Source organism: Azomonas macrocytogenes (genome assembly GCF_014191985.1).
In the GTDB taxonomy this organism is placed as follows: Bacteria; Pseudomonadota; Gammaproteobacteria; order Pseudomonadales; family Pseudomonadaceae; genus Azomonas; species Azomonas macrocytogenes.
In genome coordinates, this window is record NZ_JACHXI010000020.1 from 53074 (window position 1) to 73973 (window position 20900).

16 protein-coding genes are annotated in these 20900 nt (G+C 54.7%); 5 read left to right on the forward strand and 11 right to left on the reverse strand.

Annotated features, from left to right (window positions below):
* Window positions 1-8 precede the first annotated feature (8 nt).
* The 7 genes from FHR87_RS15810 to FHR87_RS15840 all read right to left on the reverse strand — a co-directional run bounded on the left by FHR87_RS15810 (window position 9) and on the right by FHR87_RS15840 (window position 9620).
* Window positions 9-1169 carry a Coenzyme F420 hydrogenase/dehydrogenase, beta subunit C-terminal domain gene (locus tag FHR87_RS15810; protein ID WP_246336063.1) on the reverse strand — a complete coding sequence of 387 codons (1161 nt, stop codon included), beginning with the start codon at window positions 1167-1169 and terminating at the stop codon, window positions 9-11.
* Between the two features lie 86 nt (window positions 1170-1255).
* A complete protein-coding gene (locus FHR87_RS15815; protein ID WP_183167688.1) occupies window positions 1256-2560 on the reverse strand; it encodes an oligosaccharide flippase family protein in 1305 nt (434 codons plus the stop codon).
* Between the two features lie 6 nt (window positions 2561-2566).
* Window positions 2567-3769 (reverse strand): polysaccharide pyruvyl transferase family protein, encoded by a 1203-nt coding sequence (locus tag FHR87_RS15820; RefSeq protein WP_183167689.1) that lies wholly within the window; start codon window positions 3767-3769, stop codon window positions 2567-2569.
* 8 nt (window positions 3770-3777) lie between these two features.
* The gene (locus FHR87_RS15825) at window positions 3778-4851 is read right to left on the reverse strand and encodes a glycoside hydrolase family 5 protein (RefSeq protein ID WP_420826750.1); all 1074 of its coding nucleotides are present in this window, start codon (window positions 4849-4851) and stop codon (window positions 3778-3780) included.
* Window positions 4852-5323: 472 nt separating this feature from the next.
* Complete coding sequence (locus FHR87_RS15830; protein WP_183167690.1) at window positions 5324-7528, reverse strand: polysaccharide biosynthesis tyrosine autokinase; 2205 nt, start codon at window positions 7526-7528, stop codon at window positions 5324-5326.
* Between the two features lie 14 nt (window positions 7529-7542).
* Window positions 7543-7980: a low molecular weight protein-tyrosine-phosphatase gene (locus FHR87_RS15835; protein WP_183167691.1), complete on the reverse strand. Its 438-nt coding sequence runs from the start codon at window positions 7978-7980 to the stop codon at window positions 7543-7545.
* Between the two features lie 200 nt (window positions 7981-8180).
* A complete protein-coding gene (locus FHR87_RS15840) occupies window positions 8181-9620 on the reverse strand; it encodes an undecaprenyl-phosphate glucose phosphotransferase (protein WP_183167693.1) in 1440 nt (479 codons plus the stop codon).
* A 505-nt stretch (window positions 9621-10125) separates the two neighbouring features.
* On the opposite strand from FHR87_RS15840, the gene yegS reads away from it, so the two are divergent.
* Window positions 10126-11061, forward strand: a complete 936-nt coding sequence (gene yegS, locus FHR87_RS15845) for a lipid kinase YegS (protein WP_183167695.1) — start codon at window positions 10126-10128, stop codon at window positions 11059-11061.
* 136 nt (window positions 11062-11197) lie between these two features.
* Here yegS and FHR87_RS15850 read toward each other — a convergent pair whose 3' ends face one another.
* Window positions 11198-13123, reverse strand: a complete 1926-nt coding sequence (locus tag FHR87_RS15850) for a transglycosylase SLT domain-containing protein (protein ID WP_183167696.1) — start codon at window positions 13121-13123, stop codon at window positions 11198-11200.
* Window positions 13124-13334: 211 nt separating this feature from the next.
* Between FHR87_RS15850 and FHR87_RS15855 the strand changes: the two genes are divergently transcribed.
* Window positions 13335-15242 (forward strand): ATP-binding cassette domain-containing protein, encoded by a 1908-nt coding sequence (locus FHR87_RS15855; RefSeq protein WP_183167697.1) that lies wholly within the window; start codon window positions 13335-13337, stop codon window positions 15240-15242.
* 103 nt (window positions 15243-15345) lie between these two features.
* On the opposite strand, the gene FHR87_RS15860 is transcribed toward FHR87_RS15855, so the two are convergent.
* A complete protein-coding gene (locus FHR87_RS15860; protein WP_183167699.1) occupies window positions 15346-15786 on the reverse strand; it encodes a universal stress protein in 441 nt (146 codons plus the stop codon).
* A gap of 212 nt (window positions 15787-15998) precedes the next feature.
* On the opposite strand from FHR87_RS15860, the gene FHR87_RS15865 reads away from it, so the two are divergent.
* A complete protein-coding gene (locus FHR87_RS15865) occupies window positions 15999-16469 on the forward strand; it encodes an MFS transporter (protein WP_183167701.1) in 471 nt (156 codons plus the stop codon).
* 90 nt (window positions 16470-16559) lie between these two features.
* On the forward strand, window positions 16560-17342 hold the full coding sequence (locus FHR87_RS15870; protein ID WP_183167703.1) for a class II glutamine amidotransferase: 783 nt from the start codon (window positions 16560-16562) through the stop codon (window positions 17340-17342).
* A gap of 99 nt (window positions 17343-17441) precedes the next feature.
* On the opposite strand, the gene FHR87_RS15875 is transcribed toward FHR87_RS15870, so the two are convergent.
* Both FHR87_RS15875 and FHR87_RS15880 read right to left on the reverse strand, forming a co-directional pair.
* The gene (locus FHR87_RS15875) at window positions 17442-18620 is read right to left on the reverse strand and encodes a vWA domain-containing protein (RefSeq protein ID WP_183167704.1); all 1179 of its coding nucleotides are present in this window, start codon (window positions 18618-18620) and stop codon (window positions 17442-17444) included.
* 30 nt (window positions 18621-18650) lie between these two features.
* Window positions 18651-19496 carry an AAA family ATPase gene (locus tag FHR87_RS15880; RefSeq protein WP_183167705.1) on the reverse strand — a complete coding sequence of 282 codons (846 nt, stop codon included), beginning with the start codon at window positions 19494-19496 and terminating at the stop codon, window positions 18651-18653.
* A gap of 222 nt (window positions 19497-19718) precedes the next feature.
* Here FHR87_RS15880 and cysK point away from each other — a divergent pair, with 222 nt between their 5' ends.
* On the forward strand, window positions 19719-20693 hold the full coding sequence (cysK, locus tag FHR87_RS15885) for a cysteine synthase A (RefSeq protein ID WP_183167707.1): 975 nt from the start codon (window positions 19719-19721) through the stop codon (window positions 20691-20693).
* Window positions 20694-20900: the final 207 nt, after the last annotated feature.

A 20900-nucleotide genomic window follows, 5' to 3' on the forward strand; every position in this document is an offset into this window, starting at 1 on the left:
ATTCCGGATTACGCGGTTTTCAACTGGCTTCTCTTGATCTTCTTGCGCCGAACCAGTAGTCCGGTGAAAGCTTTGAAGCTTTGGTAAAAACCTATCTCTTTCATGCTGCGGCTCAATTCGAATCCTTTGTAAGAAGGGATTTTCAGCATCAGTGCTTTCATCGCCAGCAGTCGGGGCAGGATGGTCGTGCGCCGGTAATACTGGAATGGCTGGATGGCAAATATGTTCTGTGCGTCGAATGATTCCACTTTGACAACAGCATCCGACTCCGCGTTGCGCAAAAGTTCCCGGCCTTTTTCAGTTCGCAGCAGAATGAGTGAGTGCCCGTCCTGTTCCTCGAAGGAGGGATAGCCTTTTTCGTCACCTTCCCAGCCATCCGCACACACAATATCGGCAAATTCTCCGATGCCATCCGGACAGATCTTGCAGCGAGTTTGCAGATGACGATTCAGAACCTTGCCCCAGGATTCGTTGTAGGTCATGGAGCGAGTTTCGCCGTTTTTCAGGGTGGCTTTGGTTAAGCCTGGCCAGCCGTCGCCACGATAGCGAAAGCCAATAATTTCCTGGCGAGAGACGTTCAGTTGATCGAGCACTTGGTGAGTGCCGGTAATACTTGGCGTGCCGGCGCACATGAAAGAAATCAGATAGGGAATTCCTTGCTTGATGTGAGGATCGTGCTTCTGTAGCTGCCGAATGGCGGCTACATCGCAGGGTTTGCCGACGAACAGGTATTTTTCCGTAGAGGATTTGACCAGTCGGATGGCTTCGGCAGGTGATGCTGGAGCATAGCGCGAACCTGACGAGGCAATGATCTGCTGTCGTGAACGGCTGATGACAGCGACGTTTTCCAGGGGATTTTGATCGCAAGCCTTGATCTGGATAACACCATCTACCAACTTGTGTTTGAGGCAATACTCGGCCAGTGCAGAAATAACACCGCCAGATGAGCCTGCCTGGCGAATCTCCTTGTCCTGCGCGTGGCCGCGCAATACTTCGAGAATTTCACCCCAGATAGGATGATAGTTCTTGGTTTTGTAGGGTGTGATATCAAGAGTCAGCGCAGGGCATGACCTGTTGAGAGTTTTCGTTGCTTCGGAACTGGCAATAGGCTGATCTTGATACGCTTTGTTGAGTCGCGGACGCTTATAGCCTGCTTCATCGATCTGCATGTGGATGGCTTGTTCATTCGCGATGGCGCTGCACATCCCACAGCCACTGCAGAGGTCATTGTTCAGAACGCGATTCAATAGTGCTTTCATATTCCAGCTTTCTCGTTAAGTGACAGACTTGCAGGCATCTCAGGTTGATCGGAAGCAGGCTGTGAAGCTTTTTTGCTGCGACGAATCCTTTGGAAAATGTTGTATACGCCATGACCATAAATGACACTCAGGATGGTCATGCCCAGAGTCGAGACCCAGGGCGCTGCTGCAATCCCATATGCTGGAATGAAAATCCAGTAGCAGATTACTGTCACTATCCCGGAAGTGATGATGCCGAAGGTCCGCAGAAAACCGGTTCCCAAGGCAATCAGTTGTACACCGAAGCCGGCAGCGAGGAAGCGTGTTGCCGTGAAACAGGCAAAAGCCAGCCAGAGCGCATTCAGCTCGATGTAATCCGGCCCGAGAAAGTGATCGGTGAACAGCGGTCCAATAAAATAGAATCCCAGGGCGAAAAGAACTCCCAGAATCATGTATTCACCAAGAATGCGCATGCTGTAGCTGCTTGCCATCAGGTTCTTGTTATGTAGCTGGTGAGCCAGGCGCGGAATATGAATACTGGCTAAAAGCACAGTGAACGGTACAGCACCCTGCAGCAGGCGAGCTCCGGCAAAATAGATTCCGGCTGCTTCCCGGCCAGCCAAGTGATTGACCAGAATCACATCGAGTTGGGCAAAGATATTTGTGGCACCACTGTCGATTGCGAAGCTGGTGGAGGTTCTGAAGCGTTCTTTCAGATCTTTCCAAGAGTTACGCAGGATTCCTTTGAGCTCCAGTATCCTGGACAGCGCAAACAACGCGCACAGCGCATAAACTGTGCGAGAAACCAGGAAGGCGAGCCCGATGGAAAGCAGATCGTTGCTTAACCAGATTGCCAGGCCGAGCAAGACGAAATGAACGATTGCGGTGAGCACGACAATCTTTGTTTCGCGATGAAACTGACCAATGCTGCGAAAAACAGTCAGGCTCAGGTCGCCGTAGGAAAAGGCAAGACTACCCAATAAAAACATGACCGCAGTCAATCGCTCGTCTGGCTGCAAGTGGAGCACGAGCAAGATCAGCGGAATGAGAATCAGGCAGGCTGGAATCACTAATAGTGTTTTGGCTGCCAGGCTAGCGGACATGACGTAGCCTGCCCGCTCGCGTTCGGCACCGATATCGCGTAACGCTCGCATCCCGAAGCCATAATCGGTTACCAGTGCAACAATGGCCGACCAGGTGATGGCGATGGAAACAAAGCCGAAATCGCTGGGTCCCAGGGTTCGGGCAAGAATAAGGAGTGTCCCAAGTGCCACGGCGGTCCTTGCCGCCGTGGTTACTCCCATTAGCGCGTGATCACGCATCCGGCATCACCCTTTCGCTTTTTGCTGGCCTATCGGTTGCTGCCCATTGGCAAGCGAATCCATCAGCTCTTCCAGCGCACTGCTATATGCCGAGAGTTTTCGTCGAATAATGCTGCCACTGGCATCGACTTCGGTTTGGAGCTGTTCGCGGCCATCGAGTTTGGAGAGTATTTTTTCCAGTGCGCTTTCAGTTGTTTCGACCTTCAGATCGACCACATGCCCATACTTCAAGGATTCATAGAGCCCGGTAAATTTGCGACTGTAGGCTAAGGGAACAACTGGTACTCCAGCTGAAAACGCGCCAATGGTGGCGTGCATGCGGGCACCGACAAAGAAGTCCAGGCCACTTATATAGGATTTCGCTTCGATAGGACCGCGGAAGCGTGGAGCCAACTTCAAGTGCGGGCGTTGTTCCACCAGTTTCTGCGCAAGCAAATAGTCATCTTCTTCGGGAAACCCTTCGGGGATGACATGTGGGACCAGATGTATCTCATGGCCGCGTTCATCCAGAACCTGGATCAGGCGCTCGGTCAATGCTACATAGTCGACTGTCAGGCCGAATTGGTTGGCGTTGCCTTCATAACCACCATGGTGAAGGAGAGCTGAAATATTCAGCCCGACCGCGAGTTTTTCTGAATTGCGTACTTCAGTATGCTTTTTAAAAGGCAGATGGAATGCAAGGTCGATGACTTCTTCCCGGTCCGGGACTTCCATTTCTTCCAGTACTGCGAAAGAGCGGTGATCGCGAGCAAAGACTTTGGTGCTCTTTTTCATCATGGCAGCAGATATCTTGTTGCCCCAGTCCGATTTAAAAGGGCCGATGGTCTGAGGGGAGAGAATCAGCGGAACTTTGGTCGACAAGGCCATACCTTTGCTCAATAGCAGTTTGACCAGGCGTTTGCTTCCATAGATATCCGAGAAGCTGTCACCTTCGCCAATATCGAAAATTGCATCGCAGGAGCGAATCGTATTGAACAGCTTGAGTGGGCTTTTCAACAGAGTCTTTTCAGTGAACTCGATATGTTCGCACTTAAAGCGATCTGTTTCCGGCGGATAGTCGCAAGGGCCTGATGATCCAATAACGACAAATTCGGGTTCTATTCCCCTTTTTCGTGCCGCTTCATCGATCAGCATCATGTTTGAGATGCTCAAGGCTCCCACGCCGAGATTTCCGGATGAGAACGAATGCCATAGCAGTCCAATTTTCATAGTATCGATTACTCTCTGGGATGAACTTCTGTCGAAGCCTCTGGCTGTGGCGGACCGATATCGACACAGCTGTTGGCGATGTGTTTTTGCAAAATGTCCATCTGTGGGCGGTCTTTCCCGTCGACAGGCTCGATGGCCAGTTTGTATTTCCCCCAACCAGGCCCTCCGGCCCAATACGCGCTAGGAATGCAATTTTCGTTGAGATAGGCGAGCAGGTTATCCATGGCTTTCAGCATTGACGGAGAGTCGTCAGGTACTCCGTATTCGCCCAGGAAGCCTTTCTGGCCATTGGCTTTCAACCATTCGACGAAAGGTTGGACATGCCTGACTCCGATCATGGGGTCGACCTGCTCCGGCCTGCTATATCGTCCCGAAGTATCATGGTCGAAATAGAGGTGTGCCTCGTAGATGAGGCGCTTGGCAGGATCCTTGATCAGCAGATCGCCATTGAACTTGGGCCAATGCCAGGCGCTGGCCCAACGGTCGCCTTCGATAAATATCAGAGTCTTGTCATCCACTTCGCGAATCGCATCGACTGCGACTTGGGCAGCCTTGGGCCATAGCCCTTGAGTGTCATGCGGCTCGTTCATGATGTCGTAGCCGTACACTGCCGGGTGGTCCTTGAAGGTTTCCGCCAGTTTTCGCCAGACGTTGGCATAAGCTTCGTAGGGAACTTTTTTCGAGCCAATCAGATTGTCTTTGTAGCGAGCATAGTTATGCATATCTAGTATGACTTTCTGACCATGCTGATGCGCCATATCCAACGTTTTCTTGATCAAACCTATATATTCAGAATCAAGTTTTGCGTTGAGATTGTGTTGAGCACGTTCCCAAAGGAAAAAAAAGCGAATGAGCCGAATATTTTTTTCACTGTAGTACTTGAAGTGATTTTTTTCTGGAAAGAAGTAATGTTGCCCATTTTTACCAGGTAAAACGTTTGGCGAAAAACCGGCTGCAGAAAGATTTATTCCAATAAGGTCGATTTTGTTCGTTAGGGTAGAAGTTTTATCGGGTTCGGCAAGAGAAATTTGTGTCGAGCCCAGTAGTATCGCTGCAAGGCTTAGAGCCAGTCGGTTGGTCATTATCATTTGTTTGCATGAAAGATCCATTAATTATATGGTCCTTTTGATATTTCGAATTTAACGAGACGAGTCTTCCCATAGCAGCAAGAAATAGTTGCAGCTTAGAGTTGATCGAGTTCGATAGCCTTTTCGAGATAAGGAAGCTTTGATGGCAAATTAGCCAGTAGAGCCTGATAATTATCTAGGTCCAGAACCGAACTATTCGTTTCGGTTATAATTTATGCAAATAATTTATTGTATGTGTACATTTTAACTCCCCCGACTTAAAGGTTTGGCGATAAGTGATCTGCATTAAGAGGACTTCACTTTCCATGCAGGCCGCAGATCGCCATCTTTGCTCTTATGACGAGCAAAGTTACTATATTATTTAGTTTTTATTTAATTATTATTAGTAGTCTGAAGCTGGCACCATGGTGGCTGGTCTATATCGCTACCGGCCGGCCACCATATAAAGCTAGATCATTCGATCATCTTATTTCGTATATTCATATTGGTAGTAGCCATGCTCGCCATAGTGGTGAGCCTTGCGATCTACCGCATTGAATATCACTCCTTTGACCAGCAGGCCGTTCTGTTCGAGACGACGCTTGGCCGCTTCGATTTCCTTGACCCGGTTTTGCCCGTAGCGAACCACCATGAGGATGGTGCCTGACTGGCTGCCTACCAGCGAAGCATCGGTAACGGCCAGGATCGGTGGTGTATCGAAAATGACCAGATCGTACATGTTGCTGACTTCCCGGACGAAACGGGTAAAGTTTTCATGCATCAGCAATTCGGACGGGTTCGGTGGCAGTTGGCCGTGACTGATCCAGTTGAGGTTGTTCAGCGGAGTTTTCTGAATGGCGTCGAAGAGCGTGATGCGACCGGCCAAGATGTCGGAAAGTCCTTTTTCGGCTTGACCACGCATGACCTTGTGCAGATAGCCTTTGCGCATATCGGCATCGATCAGCAGGACTTTTTTACCTGACTGGGCAGTCACGGCAGCCAGGTTGGCAGTAACGAAGGACTTACCGACGCTTGGGCTGGGGCCGGTGATCATCAGGATATTATTCTTGGCCTCGATCATAGCGAAGTGCAGGCTGGTACGCAGGCTACGCATGGCTTCGGTGGCCAGATCGGCCGGATCATCAATGGCCAGCATGCAGGAAGCATTGCTCTTGTCGCGCTTGTTGTTGAGACGTTTCTCGATGACCAGCTGTTTCTCGCTGAACGGGATGGCGGCATATACCGGGATACCGGTACGCTCGATGTCTTCTACGCTTTCTACCCCGCGTTTGAGAGCTTCGCGAACGTAGATGAATATGATTGCGAGCAGCGCGCCGAATGCCAAGGTCGCGATGACGACCAGCGGCTTGTTCGGTTTGACGGGTTCTTCGACGTTGACTGCGGCATGGTCGATGATATGAACGTTACCGACAGTACCGGCACGGATGATGTCCAGTTCCTGGGTCTTGTTCAGCAGCATCGCATACGTGTCGGAAGATACTTCGACGTCACGCGTCAAGCGCAGCAATTCTTGCTGGGTGGCAGGCAGTTTCTTGATCTGCGACTCCAGGGTGCTTTTTTCCTTCTCCATCTGTCCAATCTGGGTTACCAGTGCACGGAACTGCGGGTGCTGGCTGGTATAGAGCCTTTCCATCTCGCTGCGTTTCAGCTGCAATTCGGAAATTTTAGCTCCTATATCAACGAGACGATCAAGCACACCTTGAGTTTCTGTCGTGATATCTACGGAGCGGGCACCCGTCTGAAACTTGTTCAGTGCCGTCTGTGCTGCCTCCAGTTGCTTGCGAACCTGAGGTACCTGCTCGTCCAGGAATTTCAGGCTTTGGGTCGCTTCGGCTGCGTTGCGGGCGACATTCTGCTGTACGTAGAGAGTGGCGATTTCTTCCAGAATGCGGGCCGCTCTAGCGGGGTCGATATCCAGCAAATTGGCATCAATGATGCCCGACTGCTTGGCGCTTTCACCAGCGCTCAGCATGCTCTGATAGTTGTCGACGGTGTTATAGACCCGATTTTTGATGATTGTGAACGTAGTTCCAGGGCGAGCCAGCAATTCGTTTACCTTGATCCGGTAACCGTTGCTTTCAATCAGCTCTCCGACCGTTCCTTGAACCACGACGTTGTCGTCGTTATCGCGCAGAATGAAGCCTTTATTTTCCGCAGCTTCCAATTGCAGCTTTTCGCCGAACATTTTCTCGGGTACATCAAGTTCGGCTATCTGCGCTTTCTCGCCACCCCAGGCGTAAGACTCGAAGCCTTCCGGATACCAGGCAAGCTCATTGGGCTGGGTGGGTTCGAAACGACGAGCCATAAAGCCGCCGACGATGGGGAAATAGTTCGGTTTGATGATGATGTCCAGATTGAGATTCCGGACCGCTTGACCAATCACCGAACGGGATTTCAGCAGGGAAATTTCCGTTTCGGCAGGGGAAATAGGCTGCGGCATGCCCACTGCTTCGCTGAGTGAAGGCAGGCCGTTCTTCGGTTCGATCTGGATCATCGTACTGGCTAGGTAAACCGGCGTAGCAAGTAATACGTAAGCGACGCCTAAAGCACCAAAAATACCGGTGACACCGAAGATCAAGGCTTTGTTGCCGACGAAAATATCGAAAAGATGAGCAAGGTCGATATCCTTGCTTTCTTTTACTTCATAGACGGGGCGGGGCATGGTAGTCATGGGAATTCCCTTTCTTATCTGAGGTAAGGAAGCCAGCTTTCGATGGATGCCGACAGGAGGCCATGTACATGTTCAAATGCTGGCCGGGATTTCCGGTACGGATCCGGAATTTCCTCATCGTTCTGCCATTTACCGATAAGGAAGGTTTTTCCGTGCACCTCAGGTGCGATTTCACTGATATGCTGGATATGGCTACGCTCCATCGCGAGAATCAGGTCGGCCTGGCGAAGCATATCGCCCTTCACCTGTCTGGCTCGATGCGTAGCGAGTTCCAGTCCGTGGTCCTGCAAAACGTCTTGGGCGGTCTTGTCCATGGGGTTACCTACTAGTGCGCTAATTCCTGCGGAACTGAAAACCGGGCCTTTTCCCTGAAACCTGTGGCTGAACATGGCCTCAGCCATAGGGCTGCGACAGATATTCCCGACACAGATGATCAAGATATTCTTGAACATATCCAGTATTTCGTCCTTATTGCCCGATCGCGAAAAGAGTGAATTTCATACAAGCGGGGTATGAACCCTTCAGGATGTGTTAGTTCCTGCGCTTGCCAGTTTCTCGATGACATGTTCGTTCTTCCTCTATCTGACAAATCCGAAATGCAGTGGTCGATGGCATGCTTTTACTTATGTTTGATCCGCAATCGATGCTTCGCTTAATAGACGTCTTTGTTGAACAACAGAGCAGGAATGGTTTTGAAAAGAATGTTGAGGTCGAACCAGACCGACCAGCGCTCGATGTATTCGAGATCGAACTCGATGCGCTTCTCGATCTTTTCCAGCGTGTCGGTTTCACCGCGATAGCCATTGATTTGGGCCCAGCCGGTAATTCCCGGTTTGACCCGGTGGCGCGATGAATATTCCGCTACCGCTTCTTCGAACAGTACCCCGGCTGCCTTGGTGGCCGTTGCATGAGGGCGGGGACCGACCATGGACATGGTGCCGAGGAATACATTCAGCAGTTGTGGCAACTCGTCCAAGCTGGTCTTGCGAATGAAGCGGCCTACACGGGTTATGCGGTCGTCATCACGAGTAGTCTGGCGGTTAGCATTGGCATCTGCTTTTGCGTGATACATCGAGCGGAATTTGAACACTTCGATCAGACGGTTGTTATAACCGTAGCGTTTCTGGCGAAACAGTACCGGGCCGGGAGAGTCCAGTTTGATGGCAACGGCCAGGATCAGCATGACGGGCGCGGCGACGATCAATGCCAGGCTGGAAAGGACGATGTCTTCCAGACGCTTGAACAGCGGCGACCAGCCGCGCAGCGGCAGATCAGAGGCAATCAGTGCCGGCAACCCACCGACATCGGTGATGCGTTTATTGGCATGGCGGAAGGCAACCATATCCGGAACCAGCAGGACATTGACCGGCAGCTTGCGCAGTTCGTTGATGAGCTGGCCGATACGGTTGTCGGCAAACCAGGGGAGTGCAACCAGTACCTGGGTGACTTTCTCTTCGCGGATCAAGCGTTCCAGTTCCTGGGTATTGCCGAGCAGCGGTAGATCGGCCAGGTTTTTCGGCAGACGCTCCAGACGGTCGTCGATGAAACCGATTACGCCGGTACGGATATCGCGATTACTCTTGAGATACTCGGCAACCCGGATACCGTTATCGGTACCGCCCAGAATCACGGCATTCTGCAGAAACAGACCACGATCCATCAGTCTGCGGAACAGGGCAAGCATGCCCAGCCTTTCCGCACCGAACAATAGGGTACTGGCAACGAACCAGAAGAGCAGGTGCTCGGGGTGCAGGTCACTGAACATGCTTATGTCCAGACTCTGCCGCATGAAGATCAGCACGCTGAATGCGGCTGCCCAGGCCAGAAACGTTGTGCGAAAACGCAACAGGGGACTGAATATCTCTTCGCTATAAATGCCTACTGTCTGGAAGATCAGGATACTGAGAATACTGAACAATAAAAGGAAAGTGGCGAAGGTTCCTACCTGGGCTGGCTCAAGCGGCAGGACAGCAAGCAGAAGAAAACCGGGAAGAACGACGGTCAATGCATGTATGAGTCGAACACTACCCTTGAAGTAGTCGACGAAACTTGGGTGTGTATATTCAAGGGTTCCTACGGTTTGTGCGCGCATTTTAGGTAAGGCTCCTTCCTTCGAGGCACGTTCTATACGGCTGTGCTCGTACTTCTAACGGCCTATAACTGATGGCTCGGCTCATTGGTTAATTATGATGTGAAGATGCGAAGACATTGCGCCTTCCATCGGACACTCTCGTCGGACCGTGAAGGGAGGAATGAGTTCACTGCGAAGGGGCACAATTGCAATAAATAGACAGTTTTTTATTTTGTTATAACTTATTGTTTGTGAATGGTTTTTTATGTTCATGAAGAGACTTGCAGGTTTTTTGCAACGTTCGGCTTCATTAGGGTGATTATTGACGCAGGAGTCAGTTTTATTCTGACGACCGGTTTCGGACCGAACTGATGCCTGGTGCTGGAATAGTCAGCTTGGTCGGATTTCATCAATAGCGAATGAAATCGCCGTTTTCCGATGACCATTCTGATGTTGCCGGACCAAGGCTCGTTGACGTTTCGTCACGGTCATAATGAAACCTAAACCGGACCTTAAAGGAGCTGTAATGAGCAAACTCAGAGCTTGCCTGATTCTCAATGGAAAACAGGCCAACAATGAAGGCATCAGAACTGCGGTTCATTTACAGCGCGAGCGAGGCTGGGATCTGTCGGTGCGTGTTACTTGGGAAGCCAGTGATGTATCCAGGCTGGTACAGGAAGCACTGGCCGACGGCCACTCCATACTGGTTGCCGGCGGTGGCGATGGCACGCTGGGCGAGGTTGCCGATGCGCTGCTCAAGGCTAAGGGCGAGGCCAGTTTGGTTCTGTTGCCACTAGGGACGGCCAACGACTTCGCCACAGCGGCAGGTATACCGCTGGAGCCGGTCGATGCGCTGGAATTGCTTGATACGCCTCCCGTTGCCGTCGATCTGGGAAAAATGAATTCGCGCTTTTTCCTTAATATCGCAACGGGTGGCTTTGGCTCGCAGGTCACGGCCAATACTTCTGAAGATCTGAAGCGATTCCTGGGGGGAGGGGCTTATCTTCTGACCGGATTGACCCGTTTTGCCGAGGTTCATTCGGTGCGCGGTCGTTTCCATGGTCCGGATTTCGAGTGGGAGGGCGACTTTTTTGCTTTTGGCATCGGTAATGGCAGACAAGCAGGTGGCGGTCAGGAGCTTTGCCCACGTGCGCTTATCGACGATGGTTTGCTTGATCTGTGCATCATTCCGGCCCCCACCGATACAGTGAGTACCTTGGGTACCTTGCTGGCCAGAGGCCTGCATGGCGTAGAGGCTATCTCGCTGAACGCTCGTCTACCTTGGATAGATGTGAGCTTTCCCGAGGCCCTGGATATCAATCTCGATGGCGAGCCGGCTTCGAACGAGCGCATGCATTTTTCAATACAGCCCCAGGCATTGCGCCTGCATTTGCCAGCCGACTCTCCTTTATTGAAAGCCAATAGTGATGCCGAACCTGGGGAGGCAACAGGCGGTGAGTGAATCCAGTACAGCGCTTTGTCGGTAATCGATCCGGAAGAAGCGGTGGGTGCGATGCGCAATCATCCGCGTAGCGCGGATGATTCGGTATTTTGGCAAGCTTCAGGCGTGGTGTGAGCTGAAGCCGCCAGTTCTGGTTCTATTGACTCTCGAAGAACCGCTCATGCCATTCCACCAGAGGTTGTGGTGCGTTGAGTTTCTGTCCGTAGATGACGGCATAGGTCAGAACGTTCTGCACATACTGGCGAGTTTCGTCGAAGGGAATGTTCTCGATCCATACATCGAAAGACAGGTGCCGGGCATCCTGTAGCCATTGGCGAACCCGGCCGGGGCCTGCGTTGTAGGCAGCGGATGCCAGTACCCGGTTGCCGTTGAACTGCCCGTAGATCTGGCTCAGGTAAGCAGCTCCAAGCTGGATATTGGTATCCGGATTCAGCACATGTTGCGGCGATGCCAGCGGAATACCGAAGCGCCGGGCGGTTTCCTTGGCGGTGGCCGGCATCAGTTGCATCAGCCCACTTGCTCCTGCCTGCGAGCGGGCATCGGCCATGAAGGCGCTTTCCTGGCGAGTAATGGCGAAAACCCAGCTTGGATGGATATCCCGCTGATTGGCAGCCTGTACCAGATTGCTGCGATGGGCCATGGGGAAGCGAATGTCTAGATCATCCCAGTACTTGGCCTGGCTGATGGTGCGAATGGCCGGAAAATACCAGCCCATGTCATAAGCTATGCGGGCCTGGGCAACCAGTTCGTCGCGCTTGAACAGGTGGCTGGCGTGATACCACTCGCGCCGTGCATCGACGATCTGGCCACGGGCATGCAGCTCCATGGCACGGCGAATGCCGGCCACATTACGAACCCGCTGCATGACTCGGTTATCCAGAACCAGCGGCTGGCTGCGCAAATGGTAGGGCGCCTGGATACGGTCGGCGGAAAGGAAGCCGTAGAAGTCCCGTTCCTGGGCGACTGGCCGATAAAGCTGGGCTGCCTGTTCGCTCTGTGGGCGTGCCAGTTCCAGGCTGCGTGCCTGCCAGTAGCGCCAGCGATTGGTCGAGGCAAGGGTCTCCGGAAAGCGCTGGGTCAGCTGATACACCTCGTCCCAGCGGCCAAGCCGTAGCAACAGGCGGGCCCGCCATTCGGTAAGGGTATCGTCACGCAATTGCGGATCGTACTTGGCCATCACTGCGAGTGCGCGGCTATCGAAGCGCCGGGCCAGAATCAGGCCGATCTGGCGAGCCAGAGCGACTTTTTCGCTCTCCGAGAATTGCAGGCGCCTGGCATAGTCTTCCAGCATGGCCAGTGCTCTTTCCGGGTCCTGGCGAGCGAGACGGCGCAAGCCGAATCCGACGACATCGCCCATGGCTTCGCTGGCTGGGAGAAAGCGTTCGGGCTGGTTCAGCAATTGTGGTTTCTTGGCGACATCCATAAGCAGTTCACCCTGCCGGCGTAGGGTCGTCAACTGCTTGGTCAAGCTGCTGGCCAGAGCGGGATTACCGGCTTCCATGGCCAGCTTGGTACGTTGCCAGAGCATCTCCTGGGTGAGCTTGCCGGCTGCGGCCCAACGGTCGAACAGAAGATTGCAGCTATCGGGCTGTGATTTGCCGATCAGCCACAGGCGCTCCGCTGTGGCATAACCGTCTGCAGTCATGCCGTTTTCCAACTGATAGCGCCCGTACAGGCAATCCAGTTCGGCAAAATCGAGCGATGGATCGTAGTGACGGATGAAACCCTGCCAGTCACCGCGCCCGGCCAGTGTGCGCAACCAGCGCAATTTCATCCAGCGGCTCTGCGGAAGATCGCCATGCGCGGTGAGAAATTCATCCACTTCGGTCTTGCCGGCAGTGTCCAGGCGGGCATTCAGCTCGGTGTATGCCAGATAGGGTTCCAGCGGATAGTCGCGCAGCGCCTGGGCATACATCCGGTAGGGGGCAGTGTTGCCCTTGGCCAGCGCCTGCTTGGCTTCATCATAGTAGCGGCGTTGCTCAGCCAGAGTGGCGGCAGTGCCATCGAAAGCGTAGACGCAGAGGAACAGATTACAGCAGAGCAGGACGAGTCGACCGCGCATGATAGTTCCGGAAGCGAGGAGAATGGATGGTAGGTGATTCATCCTAGCTTAACCTGCCCGAATGACCAGTGAAATGCGGCCCGGCAGAAAGCTGCTGGATGTGTTGGAGATTGGAAGCAATCACACGTTTTTCAAGATTTTGGGCCGCTGATCCGGGCGGCTTGCAGCCCTGGCGCTTCTGCTAGAATGGCGCTTCATTCCGGAGGTACCCATGACCCTGCTCAAGTTCACCGATGTATGCCTTGCCTATGGGGCGACGCCCTTGCTCGATCACGTCTCCTGGCAGATAGCGAAAGGCGAGCGGGTGTGCATCATCGGTCGGAACGGCACGGGCAAGTCCAGCCTGCTGCGATTGGTACAGGGTACGCAGCCAGCCGACGATGGCGAGATCTGGCGGGCGCCGGGGCTGAAGATCGGCGAGTTGCCCCAGGAGCTGCCACGCGCTGACGAGCGTACGGTCTACGATGTAGTTGCCGAGGGGCTGGCCGAGGTCGGCCGGTTGTTGGCCGAGTATCACCATCTCAGCCAGCATATTCAGGGCGACGACGACTTGGATGCGTTGATGCATGTCCAGCAGGATCTGGAAGCGCGAGATGGCTGGCGTCTGCAACAGTTGGTCGAAAGTACGCTCAGTCGCCTGCAACTACCGGCCGAGAAGACTCTGGCCGAGCTGTCCGGTGGTTGGCGGCGGCGCGTACTGCTGGCCCAGGCGCTGGTTTCCGAGCCTGACCTGCTGCTGCTCGACGAGCCGACCAACCACCTCGATATCGGTGCCATTGCCTGGCTCGAAGACGCATTGAAAGGCTTCAACGGTGCGGTACTGTTCATCACCCACGACCGGGCCTTCCTGCAGAACCTGGCAACCCGTATTCTCGAACTGGATCGTGGTCACCTGATCGACTGGAACGGCGACTACGCCAGCTTCCTTGTTCATAAAGAGCAGCAACTGGCGGCGGAAGAGACCGCCAATGCCTTGTTCGACAAGAAACTGGCACAGGAAGAAGTCTGGATTCGCCAGGGCATCAAGGCGCGCCGGACCCGCAACGAAGGACGGGTACGGGCACTCAAGGCCATGCGCGCAGAGCGCAACGAGCGGCGTGACCGCCAGGGCAAGGCCAGCTTCCAGATCGAGTCGGCGGACAAATCCGGCAAGCAGGTCATCGTCGCCGAGCATATCGGTTTTGCTCATCCCGGCGGCGAGCCGCTGATCCATGATTTCTCCATGGTCCTGCAACGGGGCGATCGTATCGGTCTGCTAGGGGCCAACGGTACCGGCAAGACGACTCTGTTGAAGCTGCTGCTTGGAGACTTGCAGCCAACTTCGGGGCGGATTGATGTCGGTACCAAGCTTGAAGTCGCTTATTTCGATCAGCTTCGCCACCAGTTGGATCTGGAAAAGACCGTCATCGATAATCTCTCCGAGGGACGCGACTTCATCAGCATCGATGGACAGAGCCGGCATGTCCTGAGCTATCTGGGCGATTTCCTGTTCAGCCCGCAGCGCGCGCGCACGCCGGTCAAGGCGCTGTCGGGCGGTGAGCGTGCGCGCTTGCTGCTGGCCAAGCTGTTCAGCAAGCCGGCCAACCTGCTGATCCTTGACGAACCGACCAACGACCTGGATGTGGAGACCCTGGAGTTACTGGAGGAAGTGCTGCTGGATTTCGCCGGTACCGTACTCATGGTCAGCCACGACCGGGCTTTTCTCGACAACGTGGTTACCAGCACGCTGGTGTTCGAAGGGAATGGTCAGGTCCGGGAATATGTCGGCGGTTACCAGGACTGGCTGCGTCAGGGCGGCTCGCCCCGCTTGTTGGGCGTTGGTGAAGAGCGGGTTGCGGAAAAGAAGACAGCCGCACCGAATACTGTGCCTGCGCCTGTTGTTTCGGAGCCGGCAACGCCGAAGAAAAAGCTCAGCTACAAATTGCAGCGAGAGCTGGAAGCACTGCCGGGGCAGATCGAGGAGGCTGAGCGAGCGATCAAGGCTTTGCAGGAAGAGATGGCTGATCCGGCCTTTTTCCAGCGCTCGGCAGAGGAGAGCAGCGTTGCTCTGGCCCGTTTGCAAGTGTTGCAGAAAGGGCTGGACCAACTGGTAGAGCGCTGGGCGGAGCTGGAAGAGTAGCTCGCTGCCATGGCCGGGTGAGGCGGCTTTGTGGAGGAGCCTTGCCTCCTCCGTTCGCGCCATCGAATCGAGCAGTGTCCGCGATACCTGACCGGGTTGCTCGCTATTCTTCCTTGGGTAGCCGTACCGCCAGCACATCGCAAGGTGCGCCGTGCAGGATATCGTTGGCTGTGGAGCCCAGTAACAAAGCCAGGCCATGGCGGCCATGGCTACCGACCACGATCAGGTCGCAATTCTGTTCCTGGGCAAGGCGGTGTACTTCCTGACGCGGCTGGCCATAGGCGAGATGGCATTGCTCTGTGGTCAGCTCCGGATACTGGGCAGTGAATTTCTTCATCTGTGCGCGGGCCTGTTCGAATTGCTGTTGTTGCATCATCGACAGATCCATCGGCACATCGCCACCGAAGGCCATGGCCATGGGTTCGATGATATGCACCAGGCGCAATCGGGCTCCATTGATCCGGGCCAGTTCGTTGCCGCGCGCAATGACCGGGAGGCATTCGTCGGTCAGATCGATGGCGACCAGAATATGTTTGTAGGACATGGTGGTTCTCCCTTGAGGCCTGTTATGAACTATATAACAGTCGATTATCCGGCTGTTTCGGTATCCCGAGTAAATCTGCGAGCGTTGCAGGGACTCCGAGGCGTCGTCGGCGGAGCGAATTCAGCGGGTTGCCTGCGGATGATCCTAATCGCTGCCTGCTATCATGCCCTTACCCTTTTTGTCGCACGTTCGGCCTCGACGAGGACCTTTGCATGTTGATGTTCGATAATGACTACGCGATCGTCTGGATCATTTATTTGATCGGGGCGGTCGGTTGCCTGGCAGTATGGTTTCGCCTTACTCGCTGGATGTGGCGCTTGTTGCGTGAACCATTGCGCCTGGCGCTGGCCGTACTGCTGCTCACGCCGACCATTGTCGATCCCGATCGCTCTCTCTACGCTCCGGCGCTTGCCACCGCTGTGTTCGAGGCTGCTTTCAAACTGGGCAACAATGCCTTGCACGCAATCCCGGATCTGGCGTTGTACGCCCTGATCGGTTTTTCCCTGTACCTGCTGTTTGCCCTGGCGCGCTGGTTCTTCGAGCGCAATCGTGAGCAACAGATCGAGCAGCAGCGTGCCGAAGAACGATTGCAGGATCAGCGAACCCTGCGCGAGCGCATGCAAAGCATCGCCAGGGAGGATGCACGCCTCGATAGCTCGGCAGGAGCCGGGTCACGCGCGTGAGTGCCCGGCGATCCAGGTAGAAGACTGGACGAAAAAGTCCAGTACCTGTTTACTCGATGTCCAGTGTTTTCACTCACGGAGAGACACGGCATGTGCGAATTGCTCGGCATGAGCGCCAATGTCCCTACCGATATCCTGTTCAGCTTCACCGGGCTCATGCAGCGTGGCGGCAATACCGGTCCGCACAAGGATGGCTGGGGGATTGCGTTTTACGAAGGCCGCGGGCTACGTCTGTTCCAGGATACGAAGGCCAGCGTCGATTCCGAGGTGGCGCAGTTGGTAAGACGTTATCCAATCAAAAGCGAGATCGTGATTGGCCATATCCGCCAGGCCAATATCGGCAGGATCTGCCTGGTCAATACCCACCCCTTCGTTCGCGAGCTCTGGGGCAGCAATTGGTGCTTCGCACATAACGGCCAATTGGCCGATTTTCATCCGCCCAAGGGCTTCTACTGGCCGGTTGGCGATACCGATAGTGAAAAGGCGTTTTGCGACATGCTCAACCGTGTCCGGGAAGCCTTCTCCGGGCCGGTCGAGGCGGAGCGACTGATTCCTGTCCTGACGCGGGCCTGTGCCGAGTACCGAAAAAGTGGCGTATTCAACTGCCTGCTCAGTAATGGCGACTGGCTGTTCAGTTTCTGCAGCACCAAGCTGGTGGAAATCACCCGCAAGGCTCCTTTTGGCCCTGCCAGGCTCAAGGATGCTGACATGAGTGTGGATTTCCAGGCCGTCACCACACCTGACGATGTAGTGACCGTGCTCGCCACGGAAGACTTGACCCACGATGAAACCTGGACCAGCCATCCGTCTGGCGGCTGGAGCCTGTGGCGGCATGGCGAGTGCGTCGTACGTGGGCAGATAGAGGAGCAATAGCGGCAGGAGGCTGTCTGCGCCTGTCGCTGTTTGCCCATAGCCGCCATAGCCGTAGCGGCACTCTGATGCCGTGTTTCATGCCTGGGCGCAAAGGCGGATTCAGCGTGCCAGATACTTAATTCCTTCTTCCAGCCCGCTCAAGGTCAATGGATACATGTGGCCGTTCACCAGTTCGCGGACGATACCGATGGATGTGGTATAGCCCCAATAGCTTTGCGCGTAGGGATTGATCCAGATGAGCTTGCGGTATTTCTCCATGAAGCGTTGCATCCAGAGATAGCCGGCTTCCTCGTTCCAGTGTTCGACGCTGCCTCCGGGGTGAGTGATTTCGTAAGGCGCCATGGAGGCGTCACCGACGAACACCACCTTCCAATCCGGCCCGTAGGTGTGCAGCACATCCAGCGTCGGCGTAAGCTGAGAGTTGCGCCGCAGGTTGTCGCGCCAGATCGCTTCGTAGATGAAGTTGTGAAAATAGTAGTACTCGATGTGCTTGAATTCGCTCCGGCAGGCGGAAAACAGCTCTTCACAGGTTTTGACGTGCGCATCCATCGAGCCACCGATATCGAACAGCAAGAGCAGCTTCACGGCATTGCGCCGCTCGGGGCGCATGCGGATGTTCAAAAGCCCGGCATCGCGTGCGGTATGTTCGATGGTTTCATCGATATCCAGTTCTTGCGCCGCCCCTTCGCGGGCAAACTTGCGCAATCGGCGCAACGCCATCTGGATATTGCGACTGCCGACTTCCACTTGATCGTCCAGGTTGCGATAGTCGCGGCGCTCCCAGACCTTCACAGCCTTGCCCTGACGCTTGCCGGCGTCGCCCACGCGAATGCCTTCAGGGTGGTAGCCGCCCGAGCCGAACGGGCTGGTGCCGCCGGTGCCGATCCACTTGCTACCGCCGGCGTGCTTCTCGTTCTGTTCTTCCAGGCGTTGCTTGAAGGTTTCGATCAACTTGTCCAGCCCGCCCAGACTCTGGATCTGCGCCTTCTCCTCGGCACTCAGCGAGCGTTCGAATTCCTTGCGTAGCCACTCTTCGGGAATCAATGCTTCGAGTAGTTGTTCGAGGTTCTGCAACCCATTGAAGTAGGTCGCAAAAGCGCGGTCGAATTTATCGAAGTGACGTTCGTCCTTGACCATGATGGCGCGCGCCAGGAAGTAGAACTCGTCCATATCGGCGAATATCACACGCTGTTCCAATGCTTCGATTAAGTCGAGCAGCTCGCGTACCGAAACCGGCACTCTGGCCGCGCGCATTTCGTTGAACAGGTTGAGTAGCATGGCGATACTCCTGTAGCGACGGAGGGGCGGTCAGCGATTGCCGCGTCGACTCATAAACGCCAGCCGTTCCAGCAACTGCACGTCCTGCTCGTTCTTCACCAGTGCGCCGGCCAGAGGTGGGATGGCCTTGGTCGGGTCGCGTTCGCGCAACACAGCCTCGCCGATATCGTCGGCCATCAGCAGTTTCAACCAGTCGACCAGTTCCGAGGTCGAGGGCTTTTTCTTCAGGCCCGGCAGGCTGCGCACATCGAAGAAGATGTTCAGCGCCTCGCTGACCAGCGTCGATTTGATTCGAGGAAAGTGCACGTCGACGATTTTCTGCAGCGTTTCGCGATCCGGGAAGGCGATGTAATGGAAGAAGCAGCGACGCAGGAAAGCGTCCGGCAGCTCTTTTTCGTTGTTCGAGGTGATGACGATGATCGGCCGTTGCCTGGCCTTGATCGTCTCGCCGGTCTCGTAGACGAAAAATTCCATTCGGTCGAGTTCCTGTAGCAGATCGTTGGGAAACTCGATATCCGCCTTGTCGATCTCGTCAATCAGCAGGATGACGCGCTCATCTGTTTCAAAGGCTTCCCAGAGCTTGCCTTTCTTTATGTAGTTGCTTACCTCGTGAACGCCCTCTACCCCCAACTGCGAGTCACGCAGGCGGCTGACCGCGTCATATTCGTAAAGCCCCTGGTGTGCCTTGGTGGTGAACTTGATATGCCACGTGATCAACCGGGTGCCGAAGGATTCGGCCAACTGTTCGGCGAGCATGGTTTTACCGGTACCTGGTTCGCCTTTTACCAGCAAGGGGCGTTGCAGGGTGATCGCGGCATTTACTGCCAGCTTGAGATCGTCGGTGGCGACGTAGGCGGCGGTGCCTTCGAACTTCATGGATTGATTCCTCGGGCCGGTCTCTAAGGCAATTTCGTGTCTATGCTCGACTATAACGTTATCTGTTTATGCAATGATGGCTTTTTCAACCGATGACCGTTTACCGCGTTGTTACCGACAGTAGTGAAGCTGTCATCGATCAAGGGCTGTTGGCTGGACGAGTGCAATACCTGGGCATAGGCTGGTGCGCGTCCGAATCACTTTGAAGCAAGAGTAGGAACCATGACTCGAATCTACGCAGATAACGCACGTTCCATTGGCAATACACCGCTGGTAATGATCAATCGTCTAGGCCCCAAGGGCGTCACCATTCTGGCCAAGATCGAGGGGCGTAACCCGGCTTATTCGGTCAAGTGTCGGATCGGTGCCGGAATGATCTGGGATGCCGAACAATCCGGCAGGCTCAAGCCGGGCATGACCCTAGTGGAACCCACTTCCGGCAATACCGGGATCGGGCTGGCCTTCGTCGCTGCGGCGCGTGGCTATAAGCTGATCCTGACCATGCCGGCCTCCATGAGCCTGGAGCGGCGCAAGGTGCTGAAGGCGCTGGGCGCGGAATTGGTACTGACCGAGCCGGCCAAGGGCATGAAGGGGGCAATCGAGAAAGCCACTGAAATTGCTGCTGCCAATACCGAGCAGTATTTCATGCCACAGCAGTTCGAGAATCCATCCAATCCGGCCATTCATGAAAAGACTACCGGCCCGGAAATCTGGAACGATACCGACGGTAATGTCGACGTACTGGTTGCCGGTGTGGGCACCGGCGGCACCATTACTGGTGTTTCACGCTATATCAAGAAAACCATGGGCAAGCCGCTGCTGTCCGTGGCAGTGGAGCCGATCGGTTCCCCGGTGATCAGCCAGACGCTGGCCGGTGAAGAGGTCAAGCCCAGCCCGCACAAGATCCAGGGTATCGGTGCCGGTTTCGTGCCGAAGAACCTTGATCTGTCGATCGTGGACCGTGTCGAGCAGATCGCCGACGATGAGGCCAAGGATATGGCCCTGCGCCTGATGCGCGAGGAAGGCATTCTCTGCGGTATTTCCTGTGGTGCTGCCATGGCGGCAGCGGTGCGCCTGGCCGAGCATCCCGATATGCAGGGCAAGACCATTGTCGTGATTTTGCCGGACTCGGGTGAGCGTTATCTCTCTTCCATGCTTTTCGACGGTATGTTCAGTGAGCAGGAAACCGTCCAGTAGGGCTCTGCCTGGCAGATTCTAGTCACTATGAACACGGACTTGGAAGACAGCTTGTTGTCTGCTCGGTCCGTATAATGAAGCCATTCCAGGCCTGCCGCCAGCATGGTGTCGCAAGCTGGAACCACAGTCTGCTGGATACCTTGCGTCGCCTGTCTCGATTCTCTGGAATGTGATTTGCGTGTATGGCTTGGGGCTACAGCAGGCTGT

Bases quoted from the DNA above. Each gene is read 5' to 3' on its own strand.
- FHR87_RS15810 (WP_246336063.1), bottom strand. From the start codon at position 1,169: ATGCAGATCGATGAAGCAGGCTATAAGCGTCCGCGACTCAACAAAGCG.
- FHR87_RS15815 (WP_183167688.1), bottom strand. From the start codon at position 2,560: ATGCGTGATCACGCGCTAATGGGAGTAACCACGGCGGCAAGGACCGCC.
- FHR87_RS15820 (WP_183167689.1), bottom strand. From the start codon at position 3,769: ATGAAAATTGGACTGCTATGGCATTCGTTCTCATCCGGAAATCTCGGC.
- FHR87_RS15825 (WP_420826750.1), bottom strand. From the start codon at position 4,851: ATGACCAACCGACTGGCTCTAAGCCTTGCAGCGATACTACTGGGCTCG.
- FHR87_RS15830 (WP_183167690.1), bottom strand. From the start codon at position 7,528: ATGACTACCATGCCCCGCCCCGTCTATGAAGTAAAAGAAAGCAAGGAT.
- FHR87_RS15835 (WP_183167691.1), bottom strand. From the start codon at position 7,980: ATGTTCAAGAATATCTTGATCATCTGTGTCGGGAATATCTGTCGCAGC.
- FHR87_RS15840 (WP_183167693.1), bottom strand. From the start codon at position 9,620: ATGCGCGCACAAACCGTAGGAACCCTTGAATATACACACCCAAGTTTC.
- yegS (WP_183167695.1), top strand. From the start codon at position 10,126: ATGAGCAAACTCAGAGCTTGCCTGATTCTCAATGGAAAACAGGCCAAC.
- FHR87_RS15850 (WP_183167696.1), bottom strand. From the start codon at position 13,123: ATGCGCGGTCGACTCGTCCTGCTCTGCTGTAATCTGTTCCTCTGCGTC.
- FHR87_RS15855 (WP_183167697.1), top strand. From the start codon at position 13,335: ATGACCCTGCTCAAGTTCACCGATGTATGCCTTGCCTATGGGGCGACG.
- FHR87_RS15860 (WP_183167699.1), bottom strand. From the start codon at position 15,786: ATGTCCTACAAACATATTCTGGTCGCCATCGATCTGACCGACGAATGC.
- FHR87_RS15865 (WP_183167701.1), top strand. From the start codon at position 15,999: ATGTTGATGTTCGATAATGACTACGCGATCGTCTGGATCATTTATTTG.
- FHR87_RS15870 (WP_183167703.1), top strand. From the start codon at position 16,560: ATGTGCGAATTGCTCGGCATGAGCGCCAATGTCCCTACCGATATCCTG.
- FHR87_RS15875 (WP_183167704.1), bottom strand. From the start codon at position 18,620: ATGCTACTCAACCTGTTCAACGAAATGCGCGCGGCCAGAGTGCCGGTT.
- FHR87_RS15880 (WP_183167705.1), bottom strand. From the start codon at position 19,496: ATGAAGTTCGAAGGCACCGCCGCCTACGTCGCCACCGACGATCTCAAG.
- cysK (WP_183167707.1), top strand. From the start codon at position 19,719: ATGACTCGAATCTACGCAGATAACGCACGTTCCATTGGCAATACACCG.